Below are 15103 nucleotides of genomic sequence, written 5' to 3'. Positions count from 1 at the left end.
ACACGATGTATCGCGTCCGAAGCCGCTCCGCAAGGGCGTGAGGACTTGGGCCCGCCCCGGACACGCCGGCGTGACGCCTTCGAAACAGCGCGTCCCTAATTTCTGTCGCCCGACAGGAAATCCGCCCTGACAGGCAGGTACCGCCGTGACGACCACCGACGACCGCTCCCTGAGGGAGTCCGAGGACCGCTCTCTGGAGGAGTTCGGCTACCGCCAGGAGCTGCACCGCAGCCTCGGCCGGTATGCCTCGTTCGCCGCCGGGTTCTCCTTCATCTCCGTACTGACGACCGTCTTCCAGTTCTTCGCCTTCGGCTACGCGTTCGGCGGCCCGGTCTTCTTCTGGGCCTGGCCGGCCGTGCTGGTCGGCCAGTTGCTGGTGGCCGCCTGCTTCGCCGAACTCGCGGGGCGCTATCCCATCTCGGGCGCGATCTACCAGTGGTCCTCACGCCTGTCGAACCCGTCCTTCGGCTGGTTCGCCGGCTGGATCATGGTGATCGGGCAGATCGTGGTGGTCGCGGCGGCCGCGCTGGCCCTGCAGATGGTGCTGCCCGCGCTCTGGTCCGGCTTCCAGCTCATCGGCACGGACCCGGCGCCGACCTCCGCCGACGGCGCCGCCAACGCGGCCGTCCTCGGCGTCGTCCTGCTGGTCCTGACCACCCTCGTGAACGTCATGGACAACCGCGTGATGTCCGTGATCAACCGGGTCGGGGTGACCGCCGAGATCATCGGCGCGGTCCTGATCATCGTGCTGCTGCTCACCCACTCGAAGCGCTCCCCCGGCATCACGTTCCACACCGGCACGGCAGCCGAGGGAGGCCTGCTGGGCGCGCTGCTGGTCGGTTCGTTCACGGCCGCTTACGTGATGATCGGCTTCGACAGCGCGGGCGAGATGAGCGAGGAGACGCACCAGCCGCGGCGGACGGCGCCGCGGACCATCCTCACGGCGCTGGGGGCGGCCGGGCTGCTGGGCGGCCTGGTCGTCCTCGGCGGCCTGCTGGCCGCGCCGAGCCTGACCGACGGGCGGCTGGGAGTGGACGGTCTGAGTTACGTCCTGACCAGCAGCCTCGGTGACGGCGTGGGCCGGGTGCTGCTGGCCGACGTGGTGGTGGCCATCGCGGTGGCGACGCTGGCGATCCAGACCGCGGCCTCTCGGATGCTGTTCTCCATGGCACGGGACGGGCAGCTTCCCTTCGCCGAGCGCCTGGCGCGGGTGAATCCCCGTACGGGCATGCCGGGCGCGCCGGCCGTGGCGGTGGGGGTGCTGGCCGGTGCGTTGCTGCTGCTCAACTTCGCGTCGCCGGACGCGTTCCTGGCGATCGGGACGACGTGCATCGTGATGCTGTACCTGGCGTACGCGATGGTCACCGGGCCGCTGCTGGTGCGGCGGCTGCGGGGGGAGTTCCGTGTCGAGGGCACGGACGAGACCGGGGCGCCGCTGTTCTCGCTGGGGCGGTGGGGGGTGCCGGTCAACGCGGTGGCACTGCTGTACGGGCTGGTGATGAGCGTGAATCTGGCGTGGCCCCGGGGAGCGGTGTACGACCCGAGTGGGGGCCACTGGTACTTCCGGTGGTTCACCGTGTTGTTCCTGACGGTGACGGTCGCGGTGGGTGCGGTCTGGCGACTCGTCCGGGCGGAGTCCCGAACGGCGGTCGCCGTGCCGGAGGCTGTGGCGTAGTCGTTCGACTGCGGGCCGTTCGTGGCTGGTCGCGCAGTTCCCCGCGCCCCTTCCGGGGGAAGCGCCGGGACGCCTCGCCAACCGTGGCCCTGGAGTGCCCCTTCTCGACGCACCTCCACATACGCTGACTGCAATGAGACGTAAGCCCCGCATCCCGCCCTCTCCCCTCCCCCAGCACCAAGGGGTGGACCCCGTTCGGGTGCGGTTGCCCTTCTCCGAGGACTGGGCCACCGTCGGTGACTACCTCGTGGCGCGGCTCTCCGGAGCCGCGCCCGGGGTCGTCGAGGACATGCTCGCGTCAGGGCTAGTGGTGGGCGCCGACGGACAGCCCGTCCCCGCCGACACGCCCTACGCCCCCGGCCACTACCTCTGGTTCCACCGCGACCTGCCCCCCGAGGTCCCCGTCCCCTTCGCCCTCGAAGTCGTCCACCGCGACGACCACCTCGTCGTCGCCGACAAGCCGCACTTCCTCGCCACCACACCCCGCGGCAGTCACGTCACCGAGACCGTCCTCGCCCGGCTGCGGCGGGAGTTGGGGATTCCCGCGCTCGGGGCCGCGCACCGGCTGGACCGGCTCACGGCCGGGCTCGTGCTGTTCACCGTGCGGCCCGCGGAGCGAGGCGCGTACCAGAGGCTGTTCAGCGAGCGGCGGGTACGCAAGGAGTACGAGGCGATCGCGCCGTACGACCCTTCGCTCACCGTTTCCCGGACCGTACGCAGCCGGATCCTCAAGGAGCGTGGGGTACTGGCGGCCCGCGAGATCGAGGGGAACCCCAACGCCGAGACCCTCGTCGAACTGGTCGAACGCAGAGGTGACCTGGGCCGGTACCGGCTCACCCCGCACACCGGGCAGACCCATCAGCTGCGCGTCCACATGAGCGCGTTGGGCGTGCCGATCCTCGGCGATCCGCTGTATCCCGAGGTGACCGGCCCCGTGCCGGCCGGTGACTTCCGGCGTCCGCTGCAACTGCTGGCGCGGAGGCTGGAGTTCACCGATCCGGTCACGGGGGTCGAGCACCGGCTGTGCAGCGGGCGGACGCTGCGGGCCTGGGAGTCGTACGAGGAGTGGGCCGGTCTCTAGGCCGGTCAGTGGCCGAGCCACCAGCGGCGCAGCCTCGGCCAGATGCCCCGGGGCCTGGCAGGTTCCGGCGCCACGGCCGCGGCCGGCGGGGGTGCCACGGGCAGGGGCTGCGGCTCGGGGGCCGGTGCCGGTGCCGGTGCTGCCGGGCGGGTGGTGCCGACCTGCCAGTCCGTGCGCTGCGGCGGAACCAGCGCGGGGCTGGGCATGAGGGTCACGTCCTGCTTGGGCTTCGGGTCGAAGCGCACCGGCAGTTCCACCAGGTGCCGGGACGCGATCGACGCGCGCCAGCGCAGCTCCTCCTCGTCGCAGTCGAGCTGGATGTCGGACAGCCGGGTCAGCAGCTGGTCGACCCCGACGTCCGCGATGGCACGTCCGATGTCCTGTCCGGGGCACTCGTGCGGGCCGCCGCCGAAGGCCAGGTGGGAGCGGTTGCCCTGCATGTTGGCGTTCAGGTCGGGGCGGACCCGCGGGTCGACGTTGCCCGGCGCGGGGGCGTACAGCAGTCCGTCGCCCTTGCGGATGCGCTGGCCGCCGAGTTCGGTGTCCTGCTTGGCGAAGTAGGCGAAGACCGTGCTGAACGGCGGTTCGTCCCACAGGGACTGCTCGATCGCCTCCGGCACCGTCATCTGGCCGCCGTTGAGCTGGGCGCGGAAGCCCGGCTCGGTGAGGACCATGCGCAGCGCGTTGGCGAGGAGGTTGGCGGTGGTCTCGTAGGCGGCGTAGAGAACGACCCGCAGGTGCTGGGCGACCTCGTCGTCGTTGAGTCCGGCGGGGTGGGTGACGAGGTGGCTGGTGAAGTCGTCCTCGGGCCGGGCCCGGCGGCGGGTGGTGAGCCGGGTCAGGCAGCCCATCACGTACTCGTTGCTGGCGATCGCGGTCTCGGTGCCCTTGAGAGCGTCCCGGGTGGCCTCCACGATCCGCTCGTTGTACTCCTCGGGCATGCCGAGCAGTTCGCACATGACCGCCATCGGCAGGTGCTCGGAGTACTGGGAGACCAGTTCGGCGCGGCCTCTCTCGCAGAACTCGTTGACCAGCAGCTGGGTGTAGCGGCCGATGAGACGGCGGATGCTGCGGTGGTCGATGGTGGTCATGGCGCCCATGACGGCCGCGCGCAGCCGCATGTGCTCGTCGCCCTCGGCGTGCGAGCAGATGGGCTGCCAGGCGATGTGCGGCATGAGCGGGTGGTCGGGCTTGACCATGCCCTCCCGCAGCGGGGTCCAGATGCGGCTGTCGCGGGTGTAGACGGCGGGGGTGCGGACCATCTGGAGGTTCTCGGTGAGTCCGAGGACCGCCCAGATCGGTACGTCGTCGTGGAGCAGGACGGGCGCCACGGCGCCGTGTTCCTCGCGCAGCTTCTCGTACAGCTCGCCCAGATGGTCGGCGTCCGCGCCGTAGAGCCGTTGCAGTCCGCCGGGTCCGCGGTCGTGCGCCGGGCAGCCGGGCGGTGGGACCGGGTCCGTGCTGGGGCCGGCCGGGTAGGGGGATTCAGGCGTCACAGTGATCGCTCCGAAGGGGGGTCAGGTGAGCGCGCCGGACATGGCGAGCGAGTGCAGGAAGCGCACCAGGGTCATCAGGACGTCCCGGCTGGAGGCCCGGCGGCGGGCGTCGCACTCCACGATGGGGATCTCGGGGGACAGGTCCAGGGCGGTGCGCAGCTCTTCGATGGGGTAACGGGGAGCGTCCGGGAAGGAGTTGACGGCGACGACGAACGGCACCCCGCGTTCCTCCAGGCGTCCCATCACGTCGAAGCTGACTTCCAGGCGCCGGGTGTCGATGAGCACGACCGCCCCGAGGGCGCCTTCGAACAGGCCGTTCCACAGGAACCAGAACCGCTCCTGGCCGGGGGTGCCGAAGAGGTAGAGGACCAGTTGGTCGGTGATGCTGATGCGGCCGAAGTCCATGGCCACGGTGGTGGCGGTCTTCGATTCGGAGCCGTAGTTGTCGTCGACCCCGATGCCGGCCTGGGTCATGGTCTCCTCGGTGGTCAGCGGTCTGATCTCGCTGACGGAACCGACCATGGTGGTCTTGCCGACTCCGAAACCGCCCACGATCACGATCTTCACCGCGGCCTGGGCGGTGTGCGGCAGCTGATCCTCGGTGCGGGGGCCGGGGATCGTCTCAGAGCTTTTGAAGTCCATGCATCACCGCTTCGAGAAGTGAACGGTCGGGGAGCGCCTGGCGGACGATCGGGGCGCGCGCCTGCACCAGTTCGGCCGTGATCAGCTCGGTGATCAGCGCCGTCATCGCGCTGAACGGCAGCTTGAGGTAGGCCGAGAGCTCGGCCACGGACAGGGGGGCGAGACAGAGCCGGAGCAGCGCCGCCTGCTCCGGTGTGACCGAGGGCGGTGGGTCGGCGCGCGCCACGATTAAGGTGACCAGGTCGAGTTCGGCCCGCGCGCCGTCGGCTCCGCTGATGACGTAGAGCCGCTCGGGGTTCTTGTTGTCGCCTTCCTCGCCGCCGCTCCCGCTTTCGGCGGCCGGCGGCGTGGGCGGGAGCGGCGGCGGTGGCGGCTGGTGCTCCGGCCTGGGTTGACGCCGTTTGCGTTGCGGAGGAGTCATACGGTCTGCCCGTTCCGCCGGGGCGGACTGGTGAGATGGGCGCCGATGCGGACGACGAGGTCGCGCATCATCTCGCTCATCCGCCCGGGTTCGCAGGTCACGTCGGCGAGCACCGCGAGGTAGGCGTTGGCGCCGGCGGACATGAGGTAGAAGTAGCCGCGGTCGATCTCGATCAGGACGAGGTTCATGTCGCCGTTGCTGATCGGGAGTTCCTGGGCGACGGCACCGGCCAGGCTCTGCACGCCCGCGCAGGCCGCGGCGAGCCGGTCGGCGGCGTCGGGGTCGCCGCCGTGCCGGGCGATGCGCAGTCCGTCGGCGGAGAGCACGACGATCATCTCGACGCCCGGTACCCCGTCGGCGAGTTGCTTGAGCATCCAGTCGAAGTTGCCTCGCTGCTGGATCACTTGAGGTCCCCCTCGTCGTCGGCGTCGGTGCCGGCCGGATCGTTGATCAGATGCAGGTACTTGGTCGGGTTCCGGGTGAAGTCGGTCGGGTGGACCCCCGGGTTGTTCTTCTTGAGCCCCTCCCAGAAGGCCTCCACCCAGAGCCCCGGTTCACGGCGCTCGGGCTCCGGCTCCACCGGCTCGGGTTCCTTGTGCTGCGACCAGATGGTCGGGTTGCCCTCGCGCTCGGCGCGCTCGATGGCGGCCTGTTCGGCGAGCCGCTGGCTGAGCGGCATCTTCATCCGGCTGCGCCGCTGCGGCAGGCCGCCCGCGGTCCACTCGGTGACCTCGGGGACGTCGTCCTCCATGGAGATACCGGCGGGGATGCGGGGGCTGGTGGGCCGGCGCTTCTTGGGCGGCCGCTTGGGGCCTTCGAGGGCGCCGAGTTCGGGCTTCGGGATGCCGGTGGCGCCGATGCCGTGGGCGATGCCGGGAGCCGGATCGGTGGTCATCATGTCGCTGGGCACGATGAGGACGGCCCGGACACCGCCGTACGCCGAGGCGCGCAGCGAGACGTCCATGTCGTACGTCGTGCACAGGCGGCCCACGACCGAGAGGCCCAGGCGCGGGTTCTCGCCGAGGACCTGGATGTCCTTGCCCTGCTTGGCCTTCTCCAGCATGCCCTCGATGCGGCCGCGGGCCTCCTCGTTGAGGCTGACGCCGGCGTCCTCGATCTCGATGCACACGCCGGACTGCACCTCGACGGCGGTGACGTGCACCTTGGTGGAGGGCGGCGAGTACCGGGTGGCGTTGTCGAGGAGTTCGGCGGCCGCGTGGATGAGCGGTTCGACCGAGGTGCCCTTGATGTTGACCTGGCAGATCGAGTGCAGTTCGATGCGCCGGTACTCCAGGATCCGGGACATGGCGCCGCGCAGCACGCTGTAGAGGGCGACGGGGTTGGGCCACTGACGACCGGGGCGGCCGCCGCCGAGTACCGAGACCGAGTCGGCGAGGCGTCCGATCAGCGCGGTGCCGTGGTCGATGCGCAGCAGGTCGTCGAAGACCTCGGGGTTGCGGCCGTGGTCCTCCTCCATCTCCCGCAGTTCGTGGGCCTGCTGGTGGACGATGGCCTGGACGCGCCGGGCGACGCTGACGAACGAGCGCTCCAGGGAGTCGCGCTGGAGGTCTTCCTCGTCGACGATGTCGAGCATGGTGCGGATCAGCCGGCGCTGCGACTCGGGGGCGTGACGCAGCCGGGGGTCGAGATCGAAGACCTGGCGGATCACCTCTTTGGGGGACTCGCCGGCCTTCAGCCGGTAGAGCGCGGTCGGGAACACCTCTTTGCCGAGGCGGTCGATCTCCTCGTCGCTCGTGGTGAGGCGCTGTTCCAGATACGCACGGTGACGGGCGTGCTCGGCCTTGGCGTCCTGGAGCCTACGGCCGCGGCGCACCGCTTCCGCCGCCGTCGCGAGCACCAGCAGCATGCCGACGGCCCCGCACACGCCGACGGCGGTCCGGGCGGGCTCCGCCACCAGGAGGACGGCTGCGGCGGTCGCCACGGCCATCAGTATGGCGGGCAGCAACAGCACCCGCGCCAGGGAAAGTTCACGGCCGTTGGGAGGCGATTGCACACTCACCATGTATGCCTTCTGAGACGAATCGGCTGGGTGTCGGGGGAGTTCGTGGGGGGAAGGTTCATGGACAGTCAGGATCTTCCGTATGATTGGGAACAGGCGCACGAATTCACCTCAACTCGGTGCGCCGCGGGCGAGCTTAGTCCGACCGGATCAACGCCGTGTCATATTCGGCAAGCACCTGAAAACGCCCGAACGACTGGAGTACCCTCGGTCGTTTTGCACGCACGGCATGTGTTCGCACACGCTGCGTCACGACGTACGCACGTACGACGGTGACTCACCGTGGCGGGTGAAACAGCCCTCCGGGCCGAAACCTCCGGCGGGTTCAGACCCCCGCGATCCGCAGCGCGGCGTCGGCCGTGGCGCGGGCGAACTCGTCGACGGGACGCTCCGGTTCGGAGCGGTGGATCAGGATGACGCCCTCGATCAGCCCGAAGACGAGGTCGGTCCGCAGCTCCAGCTCCCCCTTGGCGAGCCCTCCGCCGACGGCCGTCGCGGCGATCAACTGCCGGTAGGCGTCCTTGAGTTCGGACCGCACGGCATGGAACCCGGCGAACCGCTCGGTGTGCACCTCGGGCAGCAGGTAGAGCGCGCCGAGGTTGTGCGGCCCGGTGCAGAGCAGCTCCACGTCGGCCCGGCACAGCGCCCGTAGCCGCTCCTCGGCCGGGGCCACGTCGTCGGCGAGCAGCTCCCGCGCACAGTCCAGCGACGGCGTCACGGTGGACTCGAGCAGCTCGGCGAGGAGTTCCTCCTTGCCGGAGACGTAGTGGTACATCGACGCCTGCCGCATGCCCGCCCGCTCGGCGACCGCCCGGGTGGTGGTGGCCGCGTAGCCGCGAGTGGTGAACAACTCGGCCGCGGCCACGAGCAGTTCGGCCCGCGGGTCCAGGCCGCTGTCCGGCCGCTGCGCCGCCCGCGGCCGGCCGACCCGGCGGCCACTGCTCGTCCCCATGCGTTCGATCCTCGCACACGGCACCGCACGACGATCACCACGAGGCCCGGCGGCCGGGCCGCGCTCCCCCGGTGAGCCCTCGGTAACCGGGCCGGAACGCCACGGCAACGCCCCGGACCCGGCCCGCCCCTAATTTCTGTCGGGCGACAGAAACACCGCCGAGCCCATGGAACCGGAGGTCAGCGATGGCGACAGCGACCACGTACGGAGCCCGGGCGCATGCCCGCGCCCAGGAGGGCACCCGCGCCGAGGCCATGCCCGTCGTACCGGCCGCCGACTGGCCGGACCCGCCCTGCGAAGCGGGCCACCTGGTGTGGGCCGAGACGGTGGCGGGCGGCAACTACACGCACCGCGTCCTGGCCCGCGGCACCGAGCTGCGCCTGACCGACCCGCACGGCGACGCCTGCGCGCACCTCCTGCTGTATGTCGCCGACCGGCCCTGGGAGCGGCTGAACGTCGCCGACACGGTCAAGGTCCAGTGGAACGCCTACCTCGGCGAGGGCGTACTGCTCCTCTCCGACCAGGGCCGGGTCCTCGCCTCCGTCGTCGCCGACACCTCCGGCCGGCACGACGCGCTGTGCGGCACCTCCACCCTGGTCCGCAACACCGGCCGCTACGGCGACGGCACCCCGCAGTCGCCCTCCCCCGCCGGCCGCGAGCTGTTCAAGCTGGCCGCGGCCAAGCACGGCCTGGAACCGCGCGATCTGCCGCCGTCCCTGTCGTTCTTCCAGGGCGTGGCGGTGCGCGACGACGGCACGCTGGACTTCACCGGCTCGGCCGGCCCCGGCGGCAGCGTCACCCTCCGCGCCGAGCAGGACCTGACCGTACTGGTCGCGAACGTCCCGCACCCGGCCGATCCGCGCCCCGACTACGTCAGCACCGCCCTTGAGGTCCTGGCCTGGCGGGCCGCGCCCACCACCCCCGGCGACCCGCTCTGGGACGCCACCCCCGAGGGCCGCCGCGCCTTCCTGAACACCGCCGAATTCCTCGCCGCGAGGGGGCTCGCATGACCACGCGCACCGTCGTCCCGGCCCGCGCCGCCTGGTCCGCCGTCGTCCGCGACGGCGAGACCCTGACCATCACCGACCTGCACGGCAACCAGGCCGTCGACTTCCTCGTCTACGACGCCCACGACACGGCGGTCCGCTACAGCGCCCCCGACACCGTGCACGCCCAGGGCTCTCTCTTCCTCACCACCGGCAGCGTGCTGCTCTCCAACGAGCACACCCCGCTGATGACGGTGGTCGCCGACGAGGTCGGCCGGCACGACACGGTCGGCGGCGCCTGCTCCAAGGAGTCCAACACCCTGCGCTACGGCCACCACACCTGGTCGCAGCACGCCTGCGTGGACAACTTCCTGGCGGAGGGCGCCAAGCACGGCCTCGGCAAGCGCGACCTGGTCTCCAACATCAACTGGTACATGAACGTACCGGTCGAGAAGGACGGCACCCTCGGCATCGTCGACGGCCTCTCGGCTCCCGGCCTGAAGCTGACGCTGCGGGCCGAACGGGACGTCCTGGTCCTGGTCTCCAACTGCCCGCAGATCAACAACCCGTGCAACGGCTTCGAACCGACAGCGGTGGAGATGACGATCGGGGCCGCCGGATGAGCTTCGACACCCTGCTGGTCGCCAACCGGGGCGAGATAGCCGTCCGGGTCATCCGCACCGCCCGGGAACTGGGCCTGCGCACGGTCGCCGTCTACTCCGACCCCGACCGCTCGGCCCCCCATGTCCGCCTCGCCGACGAGGCGGTACGGCTCGGCCCGGCCCCGGCGAAGGAGTCGTACCTCGACGCCGACCTGGTCCTGAAGGCCGCCAAGGACACCGGCGCCGGCGCGATCCACCCGGGGTACGGCTTCCTGTCCGAGGACGCCGATTTCGCCCGGCGCTGCGAGGAGGCCGGGATCGTGTTCGTCGGCCCGACCCCGGAGCAGCTGGAGCTGTTCGGCGCCAAGCACACGGCACGGGCGGCGGCCGAGGCGGCCGGAGTGCCCCTCGCACCGGGGACCGGGCTCCTCAGCGACCTGCCCGAGGCCCTCCGCGCGGCGGCCGCCGTCGGCTATCCCGTGATGCTCAAGGCCACCGGCGGCGGTGGCGGCATCGGTATGTCGGCATGTCGATCGGCTGCCGAACTGACCGACGCCTGGGACCGCGTCCAGCGCGTGGCCGCCGCCTCCTTCTCCTCCGCCGGGGTCTTCCTGGAACGCCTGGTGGCGGACGCCCGTCATGTCGAGGTCCAGGTCTTCGGCGACGGCGCCGGCCAGGTCGTCACCTTCGGCGACCGGGACTGCTCGCTGCAGCGCCGCAACCAGAAGGTGGTCGAGGAGGCGCCGGCCCCCGGCCTGCCGGCCCGGGTCCGCGCACAACTCGCCGCCTCCGCGCGTGACCTGTGCGCGGCCGTCGGCTACCGCTCCGCGGGCACGGTCGAGTTCGTGTACGACGCGGCCCGCGAGGAGGCCTACTTCCTGGAGGTCAACACCCGGCTCCAGGTGGAGCATCCGGTCACCGAGGAGATCTACGGCGTCGATCTGGTCGCCTGGATGCTGCGCCTGGCCAGGGGCGAGTCCGATGTCGTACGCGAGCCGGGCGAACCGCGCGGCCACGCCGTCGAGGCCCGCGTCTACGCCGAGGACCCCTCCCGCGACCACCGGCCCGGCGCCGGCCTGCTGACCCGGGTGGAGTTCCCGGAGGGGGTGCGCGTCGACGGCTGGGTGGAGACCGGCACCGAGGTGACGACGTCGTACGACCCGATGCTCGCGAAGGTGATCGCTCACGGCCCCGACCGCGACCGGGCGCTGCGCGCCCTCGACGAGGCGCTGGCCCGCACCCGTGTCGACGGCATCGAGACCAACCTGGGCCTGGTGCGCGCCGCGCTCGCCGAACCGGCCTTCCGGGCCGCCGCCCACTCGACGGCGACCCTCGCCACGGTCACCGATCCCACCCCCCGGATCGAGGTCGTCGCCGCCGGTACCCTCACCACGGTCCAGGACTGGCCGGGCCGCACCGGCTACTGGCAGGTCGGGGTGCCCCCGTGCGGCCCGATGGACGACCGCTCCTTCCGGCTCGGCAACCGCGCGCTGGGCAACCCGGAGGGCGCCCCCGGCCTCGAATGCACCCTCCAGGGCCCGTCCCTGCGCTTCACCCACGCCACGACCGTCTGCGTGACCGGCGCCCCGGCCCCGGTGACGCTGGACGGCGCCCCGGTCGCGCAGTGGGAGCCGGTGACGGTACCGGCGGGCGGCTTGCTGGAGATCGGCGCCCCTTCCGCACACGGCCTGCGCACCTACGTCCTGTTCGCGGGCGGCGGCCTGGACGTGCCGGCCTTCCTGGGCAGTGCGAGCACCTTCACGCTGGGCCGGTTCGGCGGCCACGGCGGGCGGGCGCTGCGCACCGGTGACGTCCTGCACGGCGGCGCCGTGACGGACGGCAGGCCCGTCGCCGAGCGGCCGCACTTCGCCGCCGTCTGGCACATCGGGGCCGTCGAAGGCCCGCACGCGGCACCGGAGTTCTTCACCGAGGACGACATCCGTGACTTCTACGCGGCCGAGTGGAAGGTGCACTTCAACTCGGCGCGCACCGGGGTCCGGCTGGTCGGCCCCAAGCCGCGCTGGGCCCGCGCCGACGGCGGCGAGGCGGGCCTGCACCCCTCCAACATCCACGACACCCCCTACTCGGTCGGCGCCGTCGACTACACCGGCGACATGCCGGTCCTGCTCGGCCCCGACGGCCCCTCCCTCGGCGGGTTCGTGTGCCCGGCGACCGTCCTGAGCGGCGAACGCTGGAAACTGGGCCAGCTCCGGCCCGGCGACACGGTCCGGTTCGCCCCGGTCGACGTGACCGGCGCGCCCCGCCCGGAGATCCTCGACGGCGGTGTCCTGGCCCGCGACGGGGACGTGACCTACCGGCGCAGCGGCGACGACAACCTGCTGGTCGAGTTCGGCCCGATGCAGCTGGACCTGGCCCTGCGGATGCGCGTCCACGCGCTGATGGAGGCCGTGACGGCGGCGGACCTGCCCGGGGTCACGGACCTCACGCCGGGGATCCGCTCGCTCCAGATCCAGACCGACCCGAGGCTGCTCACCCAGGCCGGACTCCTCGCCACCGTCAGGGAGATCGTCCTGGGCCTGCCGCCCACCGACGAACTGGTGGTGCCCTCCCGCACGGTGCACCTCCCCCTCTCCTGGGACGACCCGGCGACCCGCGAGGCGATCGCCCGCTACATGGCGGGGGTCCGCGACGACGCCCCCTGGTGCCCGTGGAACATCGAGTTCATCCGCCGGATCAACGGCCTGGACTCGGTCGAGGACGTCTATCGCACGGTCTTCGACGCCGAGTACCTGGTCCTGGGCCTGGGCGACGTGTACCTGGGCGCCCCGGTCGCCACCCCGCTGGACCCGCGCCACCGCCTGGTCACCACCAAGTACAACCCGGCCCGCACCTGGACCGCCGAGAACTCCGTCGGCATCGGCGGCGCCTACCTGTGTATCTACGGCATGGAGGGCCCGGGCGGCTACCAGTTCGTGGGCCGTACGACCCAGGTGTGGTCGGGCTGGCAGCAACGCGGCGCCTTCGAGCCGGGCTCGCCCTGGCTGCTGCGCTTCTTCGACCGCATCAAGTGGTATCCGGTGTCCGCCGACGAACTCCTCGACCTGCGGGCCGACATCACCTCCGGCAGGTTCGTGCCACGCATCGAGGAGGGGACCTTCTCGCTGGCGTCCTACCAGGAGTTCCTCTCCGAACACGCCGATGCCATCGGGGACTTCAGGGCACGCCAGCAGCAGGCCTTCGGCGCGGAGCGGGACGCCTGGGAGGCGGCCGGCGAGTTCGCGAGGGCCCAGGCGGCGACGGCACCCGCGTCCACCGCACCGGCCGAGGTGTCCGTCCCGCCGGGCGGCCGCCTGATAGAGGCCGAATTCGCGGCCTCCGTATGGCAGCTGAACGTGGCCCCGGGCGACGAGGTGACCACGGGCCAGACCCTCCTGGCCCTGGAGGCGATGAAGATGGAGTCCAGGGTGCACGCCCCGATGGCCGGCGTGGTGACGGAGATCCTGGCGAGGCCCGGCGACCAGGTGGAGGCGGGGACGGCGCTGCTCGTCCTGGCGCCGACCGCGAACTGACCGACAGGAGCAACCGACCATGTCCAGCACCGTCTCCCGTGTCCGTGCCGCCTACGCGCGCATCGAAGCGGTCGACCGCCCCGAGATCTGGATCGACCTGCGCCCACGGGAGGAGGCCGAGGCGGAGGCCCGGGCGATCGACGAGCGGGTGGCCGCCGGCGAGCCCCTCCCCCTCGCCGGGCGCCTGTTCGCCGTCAAGGGCAACATCGACGTACGGGGACTGCCGACGACGGCGGGCTGCCCGGCGTACGCCTACCAGCCGGAGGCCGACGCCCCGGTGGTGGCCCGCCTGCGCGCGGCCGGCGCACTCGTGCTCGGCACGACCAACCTCGACCAGTTCGCGACGGGCCTGGTCGGCACCCGCTCCCCCTACGGCGCGGTCCGCAACGCCGTCGACCCGACCCGGATCAGCGGCGGCTCCAGCTCCGGCTCGGCGGTGGCGGTGGCCCTCGGCATCGTCGACCTCGCGCTCGGCACGGACACGGCCGGTTCGGGCCGGATCCCGGCCGCCTTCAACGGCATCGTCGGCCTGAAGCCCACCCGTGGCCTGCTACCCACCACCGGGGTGGTCCCGGCCTGCGCCTCCCTGGACTGCGTGACGGTGTTCGCCCGCACGCTCCCGGAGGCCGGGCAGGCGCTGTCGTACCTGGCGTCCCCGCCGGACCGCACGCTCCCGCCGCTCCCCCAGCGGGCCCCGGGTCCCTGGCGGATCGCGGCCCCGCCGCTCTCCCAGCTCGGCGAAGTGGACGAGGGCTGGGCGGAGGCGTACGAGGAGGCGGTCGCGCGCCTCGCCGCCTCGGGCGCCTCGGTCCGCCCGCTCGACCTGACCCCCTTCACGGAGGCGGCGGCGATGCTCTACGAGGGCGCGTTCGTGGCGGAGCGCTACACGGCGGTGGGCCCCTTCATCGACAAGCTGCTCTCCTCCGGCGGCGAAGGCCTCGACCCCACGGTGAGCGGCATCATCACCCGGGCTCGCGACATCCCGGCGCACCGGCTCTTCACCGACCAGGACCGCCTGTCCGCCCTGCGTGCCCGTGCCCTGGCCGAGCTGTCCGACGCGGACGCGCTGCTGCTCCCCACGGCCCCCGGCCACCCCACGCTGGCCGAGGTCGCGGCCGACCCGCTGGGCGCCAACGCCCGCCTGGGCCGCTTCACCAACTCCACGAACCTCTTCGACCTGGCGGCGGTGGCGGTACCGGCGGGAGAGGCCGACGGTCTGCCGTTCGGCGTGATGCTGATCGGCCCCGCCTTCACGGACGACCGCCTGGCCACCATCGCCCGCGCCCTGGAGCCGCGGGTGAGCCTGGCGGTGGTGGGCGCCCACCTGACCGGCCAGCCCCTGAACCCCCAGCTCCTGGCCTTGGGGGCGGTACTGGACCGCACCACGACGACGGCACGGGCGTACCGCCTCCACGCGCTCCGGACGACCCCACCGAAGCCGGGCCTGGTGCGGGTGGACGAGGGCGGGGCGGCGATCGAGACGGAGGTGTGGAGCCTCCCGGCCGAGGGCCTGGGCCACCTGTTGTCGGCGCTCCCCCGCCCCATGGCGCTGGGCAGCGTGGAACTGGCCGACGGCAGCCAAGTCCCGGGCTTCCTCTGCGAACCGAGCGCTTTGAAAGGCGCCGAGGACATCACGGCCTACGGCAGCTGGCGGAAGTACCTGGAGCGCCGGGAAGCGTGACTTACCTCAAGGGGCGC

The 15103-nt window shown here is 72.1% G+C and carries 12 protein-coding genes; 6 read left to right on the top strand and 6 right to left on the bottom strand.

All coding sequences use genetic code 11. From position 1 onward, the window contains the following. The first annotated feature begins 145 nt into the window (after positions 1 to 145). Together ACWDGI_RS14445 and ACWDGI_RS14440 are read left to right on the top strand one after the other, a co-directional pair. Complete coding sequence (locus tag ACWDGI_RS14445; protein ID WP_450758837.1) at positions 146 to 1675, top strand: amino acid permease; 1530 nt, start codon at positions 146 to 148, stop codon at positions 1673 to 1675. Between the two features lie 133 nt (positions 1676 to 1808). Then, a complete protein-coding gene (locus tag ACWDGI_RS14440; protein WP_450758835.1) occupies positions 1809 to 2756 on the top strand; it encodes an RluA family pseudouridine synthase in 948 nt (315 codons plus the stop codon). A 5-nt stretch (positions 2757 to 2761) separates the two neighbouring features. Here ACWDGI_RS14440 and ACWDGI_RS14435 read toward each other — a convergent pair whose 3' ends face one another. The 6 genes from ACWDGI_RS14435 to ACWDGI_RS14410 form a co-directional block, all read right to left on the bottom strand. Further along, complete coding sequence (locus tag ACWDGI_RS14435; protein WP_450758833.1) at positions 2762 to 4252, bottom strand: cytochrome P450; 1491 nt, start codon at positions 4250 to 4252, stop codon at positions 2762 to 2764. 21 nt (positions 4253 to 4273) lie between these two features. Beyond that, positions 4274 to 4894 (bottom strand): GTP-binding protein, encoded by a 621-nt coding sequence (locus ACWDGI_RS14430; protein ID WP_450758831.1) that lies wholly within the window; start codon positions 4892 to 4894, stop codon positions 4274 to 4276. Continuing rightward, positions 4875 to 5315 carry a DUF742 domain-containing protein gene (locus ACWDGI_RS14425; RefSeq protein ID WP_450758829.1) on the bottom strand — a complete coding sequence of 147 codons (441 nt, stop codon included), beginning with the start codon at positions 5313 to 5315 and terminating at the stop codon, positions 4875 to 4877. The genes ACWDGI_RS14430 and ACWDGI_RS14425 overlap by 20 nt, the downstream gene beginning before the upstream one ends. Next, on the bottom strand, positions 5312 to 5719 hold the full coding sequence (locus ACWDGI_RS14420; RefSeq protein WP_046726726.1) for a roadblock/LC7 domain-containing protein: 408 nt from the start codon (positions 5717 to 5719) through the stop codon (positions 5312 to 5314). The genes ACWDGI_RS14425 and ACWDGI_RS14420 overlap by 4 nt, the downstream gene beginning before the upstream one ends. Then, positions 5716 to 7338, bottom strand: a complete 1623-nt coding sequence (locus ACWDGI_RS14415) for a sensor histidine kinase (protein ID WP_450758827.1) — start codon at positions 7336 to 7338, stop codon at positions 5716 to 5718. The genes ACWDGI_RS14420 and ACWDGI_RS14415 overlap by 4 nt, the downstream gene beginning before the upstream one ends. 322 nt (positions 7339 to 7660) lie before the next feature. After that, positions 7661 to 8287 carry a TetR/AcrR family transcriptional regulator gene (locus ACWDGI_RS14410; protein WP_450758825.1) on the bottom strand — a complete coding sequence of 209 codons (627 nt, stop codon included), beginning with the start codon at positions 8285 to 8287 and terminating at the stop codon, positions 7661 to 7663. Between the two features lie 185 nt (positions 8288 to 8472). Between ACWDGI_RS14410 and ACWDGI_RS14405 the strand changes: the two genes are divergently transcribed. Genes ACWDGI_RS14405 through atzF form a run of 4 tightly spaced genes read left to right on the top strand, consistent with a single transcriptional unit; the run spans position 8473 to position 15086 of the window. After that, positions 8473 to 9297 (top strand): urea amidolyase associated protein UAAP1, encoded by an 825-nt coding sequence (locus tag ACWDGI_RS14405; protein WP_450758823.1) that lies wholly within the window; start codon positions 8473 to 8475, stop codon positions 9295 to 9297. Further along, positions 9294 to 9896, top strand: a complete 603-nt coding sequence (locus ACWDGI_RS14400) for an urea amidolyase associated protein UAAP2 (protein ID WP_450758821.1) — start codon at positions 9294 to 9296, stop codon at positions 9894 to 9896. Before ACWDGI_RS14405 ends, ACWDGI_RS14400 begins: the two co-directional genes overlap by 4 nt. Continuing rightward, positions 9893 to 13405, top strand: a complete 3513-nt coding sequence (locus tag ACWDGI_RS14395; protein ID WP_450758819.1) for a 5-oxoprolinase/urea amidolyase family protein — start codon at positions 9893 to 9895, stop codon at positions 13403 to 13405. The genes ACWDGI_RS14400 and ACWDGI_RS14395 overlap by 4 nt, the downstream gene beginning before the upstream one ends. Before the next feature lie 19 nt (positions 13406 to 13424). Next, on the top strand, positions 13425 to 15086 hold the full coding sequence (gene atzF, locus ACWDGI_RS14390) for an allophanate hydrolase (protein ID WP_450758817.1): 1662 nt from the start codon (positions 13425 to 13427) through the stop codon (positions 15084 to 15086). The last annotated feature ends 17 nt before the right edge of the window (positions 15087 to 15103 follow it).

The organism is Streptomyces sp. NPDC001220, assembly GCF_053597895.1.
Note: the sequence above shows the minus strand (reverse complement) of the source record. Positions and strands in the feature narration are given on the sequence as shown.

Coding starts and splice junctions, on each gene's coding strand:
- ACWDGI_RS14440 (WP_450758835.1), top strand. CDS start 1,809: ATGAGACGTAAGCCCCGCATCCCGCCCTCTCCCCTCCCCCAGCACCAA.
- ACWDGI_RS14430 (WP_450758831.1), bottom strand. CDS start 4,894: ATGGACTTCAAAAGCTCTGAGACGATCCCCGGCCCCCGCACCGAGGAT.
- ACWDGI_RS14425 (WP_450758829.1), bottom strand. CDS start 5,315: ATGACTCCTCCGCAACGCAAACGGCGTCAACCCAGGCCGGAGCACCAG.
- ACWDGI_RS14415 (WP_450758827.1), bottom strand. CDS start 7,338: ATGGTGAGTGTGCAATCGCCTCCCAACGGCCGTGAACTTTCCCTGGCG.
- ACWDGI_RS14410 (WP_450758825.1), bottom strand. CDS start 8,287: ATGGGGACGAGCAGTGGCCGCCGGGTCGGCCGGCCGCGGGCGGCGCAG.
- ACWDGI_RS14405 (WP_450758823.1), top strand. CDS start 8,473: ATGGCGACAGCGACCACGTACGGAGCCCGGGCGCATGCCCGCGCCCAG.
- ACWDGI_RS14400 (WP_450758821.1), top strand. CDS start 9,294: ATGACCACGCGCACCGTCGTCCCGGCCCGCGCCGCCTGGTCCGCCGTC.
- ACWDGI_RS14395 (WP_450758819.1), top strand. CDS start 9,893: ATGAGCTTCGACACCCTGCTGGTCGCCAACCGGGGCGAGATAGCCGTC.
- atzF (WP_450758817.1), top strand. CDS start 13,425: ATGTCCAGCACCGTCTCCCGTGTCCGTGCCGCCTACGCGCGCATCGAA.